The organism is Listeria monocytogenes (genome assembly GCF_013282665.1).
GTDB classification, from domain to species: Bacteria; Bacillota; Bacilli; order Lactobacillales; family Listeriaceae; genus Listeria; species Listeria monocytogenes_C.
Window position 1 is genome coordinate 178,968 of record NZ_CP054041.1, and the last position, 12,776, is coordinate 191,743.

Genomic DNA, 12,776 nt, shown 5'->3' on the forward strand with positions numbered 1-12,776 from the left:
TGTTAATCATTACTTTGTGTTAATAAAATCATTCCGCTTTTAAAGGAAAATTCACCTTTTTTCTCCACAAACTCATTGCTTGAAAGTGCTGAACCTACTGGATAAGTGGCATTTTCGAGTGGATAAGCGAATCCTTTTAGCGTCAGTCCTGTAACGTCTTTCATCGTTGTAAATGCGACATATTTCTTATCAGGTAGTTTTTCAATGGTATAGCTACCTGGTGTGTACATTTTGATGTAGTTATAGCGGTCAATCATTTCTACTACCGGTACAGCGTTTAAAAATCGTGGTTTGGTCAACATCATTAGATTCGCAAGTAGATGGTCTAAGCGGCCTCCTGTTGCACCAAAAATGCGTATCTTATCTGGATTTTGCTCCATCGCCCAACTTAATCCAATTTCCGTATCTGTTTCATCTTTTTCTGCAGGAAATTCGCGTACATCTGCTACTTTGGTTTTCAAATGAGCCAGTTCTTCTTTAGAGAGTGAATCAAAATCTCCCATCGCAACGGTCGGTATAATTCCGTAGTCTAACAAACGTTTTGCTCCACGGTCCACGCCAATCCAACTAATCTCTGCGCTCGTATATTGTCTTAAATCAGGAATTTCGGACGCAGGTCCACCAACCATAATGTTAATTATTTTCATACTTGAGTCCCCTTCTCCCCTAACAAATAAGGCTGGAACTGAGGTCCCAGCCCTATTATTAGTTTACTCGCCTACAATGGCACGTAATTTATCAATTGGTGTTTGACGATTTTTATTTCCATAAATGTAACTACCAGCTACAAAAACATTTGCGCCAGCATCACGGCATAATTTCGCTGTTTCATGATCCACGCCGCCATCTACTTCAATTTCGATATCTAAGCCTTTTTCATCCACTATTTTCTTGAAAGCACTAATTTTCTCTAGTACTTCTGGGATGAATTTTTGTCCGCCAAAACCAGGATTTACTGTCATAAATAGAACCATATCCAGTTCATTTAAAACGTGTTGCAAAACATCAATTGGTGTCGCTGGATTAAGCACTGCGCCAGCTTTCACACCGTAAGAACGGATTAATTGTAATGTGCGATGAAGATGCGTACAAGCTTCAACATGCACCGTGATGTAGTCTGCACCCGCTTTTGCAAATTCTGGAATGTATGTATCCGGGTTTTCAATCATTAAATGAACATCAAGTGGTAGTTTTGTTTCTGGGCGAATGGCTTGAACAACAGCAGGACCAAATGTAATATTTGGAACGAAATGTCCGTCCATAACATCAATATGAATGTAGTCTGCACCGCAATTTTCTACTTCTTTAATATCTCTTGCAAGATTTGCAAAGTCTGCACTTAAAATCGAAGGAGCTATTTTTCCCATTCTTAATACCTCGGCTTTCTGTTTTTTAATTCTTGTAAAATTTGGATATAGTGTTTGTAACGGAATTCTGCTATTTCATTTGCTTCCACAGCTGTTTTCACTGCACAATTAGGTTCGTTTTCGTGCATACAACCACGGAATTTACAACCGCTACGACGATCTTCCATTTCAGGAAAGCAAAATTGTAATGTTTCAGGTTGCAAGTCATCCCATTCAATGGAACTAAAACCTGGCGTATCCGCGACAAAACCATCCCCAATTGGCATTAGTTCAACATGTCTTGTTGTATGTTTTCCGCGACCAAGTGAGTTCGAAATTTCTGCTGTTTTTAAAGTTAAATCACTATTTAAGCTATTTAGGAGAGTCGACTTCCCTACACCGGATTGCCCAGCGATAACTGCAGTTTTCCCACTAATATAGTCTTTAATGGCTTCTTTATCAGGTTCATCATTGGTAACAAAAACATCATAACCAATCGCTTCATATATGTCTTTGTAAACAGCAATCTGCTCTTTTTCAGATTCTGATGCCAAGTCCATTTTACTAATGCAAATAACTGGCTTGATATCTTCCTTCTCAATAGCTACTAAAAAACGATCCGCAAGATTCGTGGAAAAATCTGGTTCTACTGCTGAAAACACCAAAATCGCAATATCAATGTTTGCCACGGGAGGCCGCACAAGAGCATTCTCCCGGGACATTACATCTAAAATGTAACCATCTGTTTTATTTTCTATTTGAAATTCGACATCATCGCCTACAAGCGGAGAGATATTTCGTTTTCTAAAATTCCCTCGTGCTCGACATTGATATACTTTTCCTTCTGAAAATACATAGTAAAATCCGCTCAACGCTTTGATAATTTGTCCTTCCAGCACATTTCCTCCGTTCTATTTTTAATTTGGATAAGGGACTGTACCTTCATCGATTACTTTATCATCACTGATAATTTTGTAGCCTGCGCTAGAACCTTCTTCAATTTGGAAAGTTATTTCTACCGAGGTATTTTGTGTAATGCTCATTTCTCGGTAAGCGCTCGTCATGCTATGGTCTTTATCTTGAATGTAAATTTGTATTTTCTGTGGTTGTGGGTTGTCTTCATCACTTGGTGTATATGGGATGTTAAATGTTTTTGTTACTTCTTTGACTTGTTTTTCTTTTGGTCCCGCAGAAATGACAATCTCAATCGTATCTCCAGCGTTCATTGCCGTTCCAGCAGATGGAGACTGCGAAATAACTTGTCCTTTTTCAACGGTGCTTGAGTTTTCTTCTTTACTTGAAACTTTAAGTCCAAGCGGTGAAGCGTAGTCTTCTACTGCCGTTTTAGTGTAACCGCGTAAATCTTTCAGTGTAATTGGTTCTGCACCTTTACTTACGACGAATTTCACATCGGTTGATTTAGCAACTACTTCTGTTCCTTGGGTTGGTGTTTGGCTAATAATCATACCTTTTCCAACTTCTGAGCTATAGGCTTCCTCTGAAGAAATATTCTTAAATCCTTGCTGTTCGAGGATTGCTTTTGTATCTGTGTAACTTCTTCCCGTGTAGTCGTCCATCGTTATTTTTTTCGAACCAATACTTACGAATAAATTAATTTTTGTTCCTTTTTCTTTCATTTCACCGGCTTCAGGGTCAGTATTAATTACTTTTCCTTCTGCTATTTCATCGCTATTTTTTTCTGCGGTCTTGCCAATGACAAAGCCTTCTTTTTGAAGTAGTGCTACTGCTTGGTCTTCTGTTTTACCAGAAACATCCGGCACAGCAACCTCATCAGGACTCTTACCTAGGAGCCACAGTAATAAAATACCAATGATAAAAATGGCAATAACGGAAAAAACGATTAATGTAATTTTCTTTTTCTTGCTCATTTTTTTCTTTTTCTTGCCTTTTTTCTCTTCAGGAACTGCTTCAGCTGCTGCTACTTTTCCTTCTGGGACAATGGTTTTATCAAGGTTTTGCATCGTGTCTTTGGTTGCGATGATTGGAATTGCTTTCGTATCGCCATCATCTGTTGGGAAAACATATTTAGGTTCGTTTAAACGGTCTTTATTTAAACAAGTTTGCAAGTCTTTTTCCATTTCTTCTGCGTTTTGATAGCGTAAGAATGGATCTTTAGCCGTTGCTTTAATAATAATATTTTCTAAGCTTTGTGGAATTTCTGGATTTTGTTCTCTCGCGGATGGGATGTCTGCTTGCAGATGCTTAATAGCTATAGAAACTGCGGACTCCCCGTCAAAAGGTACTTTTCCAGTTAATAGTTCGTATAACACAATGCCAAGTGAATAGATATCTGATTTTTGCGTTGCCATTCCACCGCGTGCTTGTTCTGGGGATAAGTAATGCACCGAACCTAGTAAAGAATTCGTTTGTGTAATAGATGTTTCTGAAAGTGCCATTGCAATACCAAAATCTGTAATCTTCACGACGCCATCATGATCAATTAAAATATTTTGTGGTTTTAAATCACGGTGGATAATGTGATGTTGATGGGCGATTGCTACCGCAGAAACGATTTGCAGCATAATATCTACTGCTTTTTCATAACTGATTGGATGATTTTCGTGAATGTACTGTTTTAAATCCATCCCATCTACATGTTCCATTACAATATAGTGTAAATCATTTTCTTCGCCAACATCGTACACACTAACAATATTAGGGTGAACGAGACTCGTTGCTGATTGAGCTTCTCGTTGGAACCGACGAATAAGATTGCTTTCATCTGCCAAATCGATTCGTAAAATTTTCACTGCAACATCTCTATCAAGAATAATATCATGCGCCAAGTACACATTGGCCATTCCGCCGCCACCTATTGCATGTAAAATCTTATATCGATCACTTAATCGCTTACCAATCATCATGAAGCGTCCCTCCCTTTCTGCGTCAGATCTCGTTCGACTAACAGCACAGTAATATTATCTTCTCCCCCATAAGAATTAGCTTTTGTAATAAATACATCTGCTTTTTCCGAAAGAGTTCGTTTGCTTTTTAAAATTTCTTCCATTTCTGTTTCTGGAACCATATTCGTTAAACCGTCGGAACAAAGTAGTAACGTATCGCTCGTTTGGAAAGGGACAACAAAGGTGTCTACTTCCACTTTTCCTTCTACCCCGAGTGCGCGTAAAAGAATATTTTTGCGAGGATGGTTCATGGCATCTTCTTTGCTAATTTCACCTGTTCGAAGGAGTTCATGCACAAGTGAATGATCTTCGGTTAGTTGACGTAAAACGTGATTTTGAAGTAAATAACCACGGCTATCTCCTACGTTGGCGATAACTACTTGTGACTGTGCCATAATAGCAGCAACAAGGGTTGTTCCCATACCATTTAGATCCATTTCACTTTCCGCATAAAGGGCAATTTCTTTATTGACTTCTTGGATAGTTTTTCGTAACCAAGTTTCAATTTCTTCTGCGGTCAAAAGTGCGGTCGTTTTTTTCCATGCGTCGCTTAGTAAACGAACAGCCATTTCGCTCGCCACGTCTCCTGCGCGGTGACCACCCATGCCGTCTGCAACAATGACAATTGGCTGGTTATCTTTATTTTCAAAAACGCCGCCGTTGTCTTCATTATGATGTCTTATTCTGCCTCTATCTGTTCTAAATTCTGCATGCATTTAAAAGCACCTCACTATTTTTCAGGACTTCACTTTTCTAAGGCTAGAAACGAAGAAACCATCGCTTCCAATATCTGTTGGTAAAAGTTGAATAAAATCGTCCTTCTTGATTTGTGCCAATTTTTCGGGAAGAACTACTGGTTCAAGTGCGAATTCCGGATGTTTTTCTAGGAAAGCACGAAGAACCGTTTCATTTTCTTCCTTGTCAATGGTACAAGTACTATAAACTAATATACCATTTTCTTTTACTAATTGGCTAACGTCATCTAAAATGGCTAATTGAATTTCTGCTAATTTGTGGATATCTTTTTCTGTTTTTGCGTATTTAATGTCTGGTTTTCTGCGAAGAACGCCAAAGCCGGAGCACGGAGCATCCACTAAAATACGGTCAAATGTTTCTGGTTCAAACATAGTACTTGCGGTTCTTGCATCTAAATGTGCCGTACGAATATTAAGTAATTGCAATCGTTTGGCAGCTTGATCAATCAACTTGGTTTTCTTTTCATGGATATCAAGTGCATGAACCATTCCAGTGCCATGCATTTTCTCCGCGATATGGGTTGTTTTCCCGCCCGGTGCCGCACAAGCATCTAGTACGGTCAAATTGTCTTCTAGTTGAAGTGCGTAGGCTGCGAGCATTGAGCTTTCGTCTTGAATGCTACATTTACCGTCTTTGTATGCTTTTGTTTCTGCGACAGATCCTTTTTCAACCAGTAATGCTTCCTCGATAAATTCATTACGTGTCACGGTGATTCCTTGGTCATTTAGTTCTTTGATTAATTGTTCGGTAGGAATTTCCGTTTGATTGACACGAATGCTTTGGTGCGGCGCGACAAGGAATGCTAAACCGATTTCATGCAGTTTTTCAATACCATATTGCTCTGCCCATCTTTTTGCTAACCATTCTGGCAGACTTGTTTCAACAGCAATTTTTTGCACAGGGTCTTTGATAGCATCAATACTTGGTACGCCTTTTCGGATAACGTTACGCAACACGCCGTTGACGAACTTAGTTACACCTTGGTGTCCTAAATCTTTCGCAATATCCCCTGCTTCATTTAAAATCGCATGCTCAGGAACTTTATCTAAAAAAGTTAATTGATACACGGACATTCTCAGTAGGTTTTTCACCCAGTTATCGGGTTCTTTATTTAGAAACGGCGCTAAGTAATAATCAAGTGTAATTTTACGTTGCGTTGTGCCGTATACTAATTCCGTCAAAAGACCTTTATCAAGCGGATTCAGCTTTTGTTTTTTTAAGGCATCATTAATTAATAAATGGCTGTATGATTGATTGTTTTCGATTTTAATAATGAGTTCTAGCGCAATCGCACGAACTGTTTTTTGTTTTTTCATTTATTCACCAAACCTTGTCGTCTTACTTAAATTTCTACCAGCACCGGACATGAATGAGTGAATATCCATCTTCGGTTTTCCTGCTGGTTGGATCACTGTTGGTACGATGAGCGTCCCGTCGCCTGCTACGATTTTAAGCGTTGTTTTATCTGCTAAAATGGCACCTGGTTCGCCGCTCCATTTTATCTCTTCATAAGTTGCTTCCCAGATTTTAAATGGTTTTTCTTCCAGCGTTGTATAAGCCACTGGCCAAGGAGACAATCCTCGAATTTGATTAAAGATAGTACGTCCTGGCTTTGTCCAGTCGATTTTTTCTTGTTCTCTTGAAATATTGCGCGCAAAGGTTACTTTTTCAGGGTCTTGTGGGATTGCCGTTATTTTTCCAGCTAAAAAGTCGGGCAATGTGTCCATCAATAATTCTGCGCCTAGTTTGCTTAGTTTATCAAACATGGTGCCAGTATTATCTTCATCTGTGATGGGGATTTTACGCTGACTAATCATATCACCAGCATCCAATTTTTCTACCATATACATAATCGTGACGCCTGTTTCCGTTTTCCCGTCAAGAAGTGCATAGTGGACAGGAGCACCGCCGCGGTATTCTGGTAAAAGAGACGCGTGCACATTAATCGCGCCATGCTTTGGTGATTCAAGTAAACTATTTGGCAAAATTTGTCCGTAAGCTGCTGTTACCAGTAAATCGGCCTTAAGAGCAATCAGTTCTTCCAGTTCGCTAGATGTCCGTAATTTTTCTGGTTGATAAACTGGAATAGCTAGTTCTAAAGCAGCCTTTTTTACTGGCGGTGGTGTTAAAACTCGTTTGCGTCCAACTGGTCGGTCTGGCTGTGTAACAACTGCAACTACATCATAGGTGTTAGCTAATTGCTTTAAAACGGGAACGGAAAATTCTGGTGTGCCCATAAAGATAATTTTAGTCATTGGTTTGCTCCTTTTACATTAGTACGTAAGGCTGTACGTCAATAGTTATTGTTAGACCTTTTTGTTGGTCTTTTTGATAATGTGTAATGAGTGTTTTTAGTTCTTTTTTTAAGTTTGGTTCGATTTTATATTTAATGATACATTGGTAGCGATATTTATTTTTTATTCTCGTAATGGTACTAGGAACTGGGCCAAGAATAACAGCATCTGGACCGAGCTTTCCTCGTAAAAACTGGGCCATTTCTTGAATAGTTCGAATAGCTTTCATTTCGTTTTCATCACTAACATTAATCATTGTTAAGTAATAGAACGGAGGGTATGAACCCATTTTTCGCAGTTGCATTTCGTGGTTATAAAAACCGATAAAATCATGCTTTTTGGCGAATTCGATACTGTAATGTTCTGGATTATAGCTTTGTACGATGACTTCCCCTGTTCGCTCGTGTCGACCTGCTCGCCCGCTTACTTGAGTGAGAAGTTGGAAAGTTCTTTCTGAAGCGCGAAAGTCTGGTAAATGAAGCATCGTATCGGCATTTAATACGCCAACTAAAGTAATATCTGGAAAATCTAATCCTTTGGCAATCATTTGCGTTCCAAGTAAGATATCTGCTTCGTGATTACGGAAGCTTTTGAGTAACTTTTCATGGGCGCCTTTTGTTCTAGTTGTATCCACGTCCATCCGGATAACACGCGCTTCTGGAATTAATTTGGTCAGACTTTCTTCTACTTTTTGTGTACCGGTACCAAAATAGCGAATATGCTCGCCCTCGCAGCTTGGACATTTTTGCGGAACACGTTCTTCATGGCCGCAGTAATGGCATTTCATTTGGTTGCTCGATTGATGATAAGTGAGTGAAATATCGCAGTTCGGACACTCCACAACATAACCACAATCACGGCACATCACAAAGGAAGAATAGCCACGGCGATTTAGCATTAGAACCGTTTGTTCTTTTTTGGCGATTCGATCTTTGATTTTTTCTAGCAATTCAGTTGAAAATTCAGTGCGGTTTTCTTTGCGTAATTCTTCGCGCATGTCGACAACACGCACTTCTGGCATTGCCCGATCATTGACCCGGCTAGGAAGTTCGATTAACGTATATACGCCCTTTTTCGCTCTAGCAAAAGATTCAAGGGATGGCGTGGCACTTCCGAGAACTACTGGGCATTGATATTTTGTTGCGCGCCAAATGGCTACATCTCTTGCATGATAACGGGGATTATCTTCTTGTTTGTAACTTGCTTCGTGCTCTTCGTCAATAATAATAATGCCGAGATTTTCAAACGGTGCAAATACGGCAGAGCGAGCCCCAACGACAACGCGCGCTTCTTTGCGTTCGATTTTGCGCCATTCGTCGTATTTTTCTCCAGAAGAAAGCGCACTATGAAGTACTGCGACCTCGCTTCCAAAACGGCTTTTGAATCGCTCTACCATTTGCGGCGTAAGGGAAATTTCCGGTACTAAAACGATGGCTTCTTTGCCTTCTTTTAATTTTGCTTCGATGGTTTGTAAATAGATTTCGGTTTTCCCACTTCCGGTAACCCCGTGTATTAGGAAGGTTTCTTGATCAGTTGCTGCAATGATTTTCTCGCACGCAGTTTGTTGATCTGGTAATAACTGAAGCGATTCACTTTTTTCAAATTGGTGGTTTTCATAAGGATCACGCGAAACAACTTTTTCTTGAACAGAAAGTAACCCTAAGTCGACTAATTTTTTTATCGTGGCATCCGTTGTTTCCGCTTGTTTTTTTAACTCGACTGCCGTAATTTCGTTGCCTTCAAAAGCTTGGAAAAATGCGAGTACACGTGATTGTGCTTTGGCATTTTTTGGCATATCTTCTATTATTTCAGCCAGTTGGTGTGGTGATTTTAGACAGTTAACAACGCGAACTTTTTTACTCGTGATTTTATTTTTGACTTGATAGACTACTTCCACGCTGCCTTCTCTGACCCATTTGCCAATTTGTTTGAGCAAACCGCGGGCTTCTGCCACTTTCCAGTCTAGTGTTTCGTAGCCTTCAAATAGCTGCTCTAATTCTTCGTTTTCTTCATCTAAGCGCAAAAAATATTTTTCGTATTTTGCTCGTAGCGCAGCTGGTAACATGGCTTGGTAAGCAGACACCCGGAAACTCAGCGTATCTTCTGCTAACCAATCGCCTAGCTCCATCAATTCTTCATTTAAAACGGGGGCTAAATCCATCACCCCATCAATGCCTTTTAATTTTGGGTTTTCTTCTGTTTCTCCAAGGGCAATGACAAATCCTTGTATTTTACGATTTCCAAATGGGACACTTACTCGCATACCTGGACGAATAAGTTCTTCTAAATCTTCTGGAATATAGTAGTCAAATGGACGATCCACTTGCATGGCTGGAACGTCCACAATTACTTTCGCAATATTAATCATTCGTTCACTTCCTTAAAAAGTTAGCAGTTTCTTTGATGATATATTCAGCAACTTCTTTCTTATCTAGTATCGGTAGCGCTTCGCTAGAACCATCTTTTCGGTAAAATGTCACAATATTCGTGTCCCCGGAAAAGCCTGCTCCTGCCACGCTAATATTATTGGCAACAATCATATCAGCATTTTTGGAGGTTAGTTTCTTACGTGCATTTGCTTCTACATTTTCTGTTTCAGCGGCAAAGCCAATCACGACTTGGTCCAGAGTTTTGTGTTGACCAATTTCGAGTAAAATATCTTTGGTTCGTTTCATTTCAATGGCAAAATCGCCCGGCTGTTTTTTAATTTTTTGGTCTGAAACTTTCGCTGGGGTGTAATCGGCAACTGCTGCTGTCATCACAAAGATATCTTGTGTCCTTTTGCGGTCATCCACAGCTTGATACATTTCTTCTGCCGATTCGACATAGATGGCTTCTACGCCAGGAGGTACGGGAAGTGCTTTACTTGTAGTAACTAGCGTAACCTTCGCACCGTGACGCGCCGCAGATTCTGCTATGCTAAAGCCCATTTTCCCAGTTGAATGGTTAGTGAAATAGCGTACTGGATCTAATTTTTCGCGAGTTGCGCCGGCTGTTACTAGCACATTTTTTCCTTGAAGGAGGTTTTTATCTTCTTGAAAAAATTCGGCAATACGAAGAACGATTTTTTCTGGTTCTTCAAGGCGCCCACGTCCAACATAGCCACAAGCTAAGTAACCTTCTTCTGGCTCAATAAAACGGACACCATCTGCGTACAATCGATTAATATTACGAATAACTGCTGGGTGCTGAATCATGTGGACATTCATTGCTGGTGCCACCCAAACTGGTGCCTCTGTTGCAAGAATGGTTGTCGTTACCATATCATCAGCGATTCCATTTGCCATTTTGCCAATCACATTTGCGGTAGCTGGTGCGACAATTACTAAATCGGCCCAATCTGCTAAGTCAATATGCGCGACCACACTTGATTTTTTTTCGTCAAATGTATCTGTATATACATCATTTTTAGATAATACTTGGAATGAAAGCGGTGGAACAAATTCCTGTGCATGTTCTGTCATCATCACTTTGACGTTTGCTCCTGCTTGCGTTAATTTACTTGTAAGTGCGACTGCTTTATAAACAGCAATGCCACCGGACACTGCGAGTAAGATATTTTTCCCTTGCATTGATAAGTCACCTCATTTTAATATAAAAAATCATTACTTCCATTATACCTTAAATCAAGACAGGACAAAACCATGAAGAAACGACATTTCAACTTATTTTTACTGCGTACCTAGCTAACAAAAAAGCCCCGCAAGAAAGCGGAGCAGTAAAGCTTATTTATCGTCGTTTTTTAAAACTAATTTTCCAGCGTGAATTTCTTCTAACGCTTTCCCAACAAATTTGTCGGATTGATAGCTTGGCAATACGCCTTTATCATTTTCTAGTTGCATGTAGCGTGCACGTTTGGCAGCCACAGTAACTAGCGAATATTTTGAGTCGATTTTTAACAATAAATTATCAATTGATGGATATAACATCATTGTAATCCCTCCAACATTTTTTTGTAGCGATGAATTACTCGCTCAGTTTTTAAGTGTTCTGTTTCGACGATGCCTTTGATTTTTTGTACGGCATTTGCTACGACATCATTTACCACAGCATAATCATAAGACGCCATCATTTCGATTTCTTTCTTAGCTGTTTCCATACGCTCCTCCACAACTTCCATGGATTCTGTACCGCGACCAATAATTCGGTTTTTAAGTTCAGATAAATCTGGTGGCGTTAAGAAAATGAAAATCCCTTCTGGCATCGCTTTTCGAACTTGCATTGCTCCTTGCACTTCAATTTCGAGAAAAATATCCACTCCTGCGGCAAGTTTTTCCTCGACATATTCAAGCGGAGTGCCGTAATAGTTACCGACGTACTCTGCATATTCTAACATTTTTCCGTCTTTGATAGCTTGTTCAAAAACTTCTCTTGAACGAAAATAATAATCGACCCCGTCTTGTTCACCTTCACGAGGAAGACGCGTTGTCATAGAAATAGAATAATCAAAACTTGTTTCTGGATCTTTAAAAACAGCTTCCCGAACAGTTCCTTTACCTACTCCCGATGGACCCGAAAGTACAATTAACAGTCCTCTTTCTGTCATCATTTCCCCTCCTGCATATCATTCCACATTTTGCACTTGTTCTCGAATTTTTTCAAGCGTCGTTTTCATTTCTACCACTTGTTCCGTGATTTTTAGAGAACTTGCTTTCGAGCCAATCGTGTTCACTTCGCGGTTCATCTCTTGAATCAGAAAATCCAGCTTACGTCCGATTGGTTCTTCGAGTAAAATAATACCATAAAATTGCTTTAAATGGCTCTTTGTTCGTTCGACTTCTTCGTTAATATCTGCCTTTTCAAGTAGCATTGCGACTTCGGTAAGAACGATACTTGGCTCAAATTGATCGCCTACAACGTTTTGTAAACGCGTTTCGATTTTTTCTTGATAATGTTTTTCTGTGTTTGGAATTTCGGCTTGAATCATTTCCAAACTTTTCTCTAGTGCGGCAAGATGTTGTTTGAAATAAAGCAGTAGTTCTGCTCCTTCCATACTTCTCATCTCATCCAGTCGCTCGGTTGCACGGGCGAGTGTTTCTAAAACTAATCGTTCTAGTTCGCTACTTGCTTCCACTTCTTCCTCAATAGAAAGATAAGCTTGTTCTTGCAGTAAATCGGTCATAGTTGGTAATTCTTGTAATTCATATCTGGCGCTTGCTTGTTTGATAAAACGGTAATAGCTATCTGCGAGGTCCCAGTCAATATGTAGTTCACGTTTTGATATTTGCTCTCCCGTGATGGAAAAGAAAACTTCGATTCTACCACGTTTGATTTGCTTACTTATGATTTTTTTTAATTTTCCTTCTAAATAAGCGAGTTGCTTTGGCATCCGAAAAAGAAATTCGGAGTAGCGGTGGTTGACTGCTTTTAATTCAATGGTTACTTTGAACGCTTCAAATTCTTTCGTCGCACGCCCAAATCCCGTCATGCTTTTCACCATTTGGCAAGACACCTTT

Annotated in this window: 12 protein-coding genes; all 12 read right to left on the reverse strand. The window is 39.7% G+C overall.

Annotated elements, in window-relative coordinates:
• Nucleotides 1-2 precede the first annotated feature (2 nt).
• Nucleotides 3-647, reverse strand: a complete 645-nt coding sequence (locus tag HRK21_RS00935; protein ID WP_069888031.1) for a thiamine diphosphokinase — start codon at nucleotides 645-647, stop codon at nucleotides 3-5.
• 63 nt (nucleotides 648-710) lie between these two features.
• Entirely contained in the window at nucleotides 711-1,367 is a 657-nt protein-coding gene (gene rpe, locus HRK21_RS00940) for a ribulose-phosphate 3-epimerase (RefSeq protein ID WP_003725651.1), read from the reverse strand.
• A 2-nt stretch (nucleotides 1,368-1,369) separates the two neighbouring features.
• Nucleotides 1,370-2,245 (reverse strand): ribosome small subunit-dependent GTPase A, encoded by an 876-nt coding sequence (rsgA, locus tag HRK21_RS00945; protein ID WP_003729529.1) that lies wholly within the window; start codon nucleotides 2,243-2,245, stop codon nucleotides 1,370-1,372.
• Nucleotides 2,246-2,263: 18 nt separating this feature from the next.
• Entirely contained in the window at nucleotides 2,264-4,231 is a 1,968-nt protein-coding gene (gene pknB / locus HRK21_RS00950; protein WP_003739232.1) for a Stk1 family PASTA domain-containing Ser/Thr kinase, read from the reverse strand.
• Nucleotides 4,228-4,986, reverse strand: a complete 759-nt coding sequence (locus HRK21_RS00955) for a Stp1/IreP family PP2C-type Ser/Thr phosphatase (RefSeq protein WP_069888029.1) — start codon at nucleotides 4,984-4,986, stop codon at nucleotides 4,228-4,230. The genes pknB and HRK21_RS00955 overlap by 4 nt, the downstream gene beginning before the upstream one ends.
• A 21-nt stretch (nucleotides 4,987-5,007) precedes the next feature.
• On the reverse strand, nucleotides 5,008-6,342 hold the full coding sequence (gene rsmB, locus HRK21_RS00960; RefSeq protein ID WP_070005933.1) for a 16S rRNA (cytosine(967)-C(5))-methyltransferase RsmB: 1,335 nt from the start codon (nucleotides 6,340-6,342) through the stop codon (nucleotides 5,008-5,010).
• Entirely contained in the window at nucleotides 6,343-7,281 is a 939-nt protein-coding gene (gene fmt, locus HRK21_RS00965) for a methionyl-tRNA formyltransferase (protein ID WP_070005934.1), read from the reverse strand.
• A 13-nt stretch (nucleotides 7,282-7,294) separates the two neighbouring features.
• Nucleotides 7,295-9,688 carry a primosomal protein N' gene (gene priA / locus HRK21_RS00970; RefSeq protein ID WP_069888026.1) on the reverse strand — a complete coding sequence of 798 codons (2,394 nt, stop codon included), beginning with the start codon at nucleotides 9,686-9,688 and terminating at the stop codon, nucleotides 7,295-7,297.
• A 4-nt stretch (nucleotides 9,689-9,692) separates the two neighbouring features.
• A complete protein-coding gene (gene coaBC / locus HRK21_RS00975; protein ID WP_069888025.1) occupies nucleotides 9,693-10,892 on the reverse strand; it encodes a bifunctional phosphopantothenoylcysteine decarboxylase/phosphopantothenate--cysteine ligase CoaBC in 1,200 nt (399 codons plus the stop codon).
• A 153-nt stretch (nucleotides 10,893-11,045) separates the two neighbouring features.
• A complete protein-coding gene (gene rpoZ, locus HRK21_RS00980; protein WP_003729523.1) occupies nucleotides 11,046-11,249 on the reverse strand; it encodes a DNA-directed RNA polymerase subunit omega in 204 nt (67 codons plus the stop codon).
• The gene (gene gmk, locus HRK21_RS00985) at nucleotides 11,249-11,866 is read right to left on the reverse strand and encodes a guanylate kinase (RefSeq protein ID WP_003725659.1); all 618 of its coding nucleotides are present in this window, start codon (nucleotides 11,864-11,866) and stop codon (nucleotides 11,249-11,251) included. The genes rpoZ and gmk overlap by 1 nt, the downstream gene beginning before the upstream one ends.
• 18 nt (nucleotides 11,867-11,884) lie before the next feature.
• Complete coding sequence (locus HRK21_RS00990; RefSeq protein ID WP_069888024.1) at nucleotides 11,885-12,760, reverse strand: YicC/YloC family endoribonuclease; 876 nt, start codon at nucleotides 12,758-12,760, stop codon at nucleotides 11,885-11,887.
• Nucleotides 12,761-12,776 lie beyond the last annotated feature (16 nt).

Coding starts and splice junctions, on each gene's coding strand:
- rsmB (WP_070005933.1), bottom strand. CDS start 6,342: ATGAAAAAACAAAAAACAGTTCGTGCGATTGCGCTAGAACTCATTATT.
- fmt (WP_070005934.1), bottom strand. CDS start 7,281: ATGACTAAAATTATCTTTATGGGCACACCAGAATTTTCCGTTCCCGTT.
- gmk (WP_003725659.1), bottom strand. CDS start 11,866: ATGACAGAAAGAGGACTGTTAATTGTACTTTCGGGTCCATCGGGAGTA.
- rpoZ (WP_003729523.1), bottom strand. CDS start 11,249: ATGTTATATCCATCAATTGATAATTTATTGTTAAAAATCGACTCAAAA.
- HRK21_RS00990 (WP_069888024.1), bottom strand. CDS start 12,760: ATGGTGAAAAGCATGACGGGATTTGGGCGTGCGACGAAAGAATTTGAA.
- pknB (WP_003739232.1), bottom strand. CDS start 4,231: ATGATGATTGGTAAGCGATTAAGTGATCGATATAAGATTTTACATGCA.
- coaBC (WP_069888025.1), bottom strand. CDS start 10,892: ATGCAAGGGAAAAATATCTTACTCGCAGTGTCCGGTGGCATTGCTGTT.
- HRK21_RS00955 (WP_069888029.1), bottom strand. CDS start 4,986: ATGCATGCAGAATTTAGAACAGATAGAGGCAGAATAAGACATCATAAT.
- priA (WP_069888026.1), bottom strand. CDS start 9,688: ATGATTAATATTGCGAAAGTAATTGTGGACGTTCCAGCCATGCAAGTG.
- rpe (WP_003725651.1), bottom strand. CDS start 1,367: ATGGGAAAAATAGCTCCTTCGATTTTAAGTGCAGACTTTGCAAATCTT.
- HRK21_RS00935 (WP_069888031.1), bottom strand. CDS start 647: ATGAAAATAATTAACATTATGGTTGGTGGACCTGCGTCCGAAATTCCT.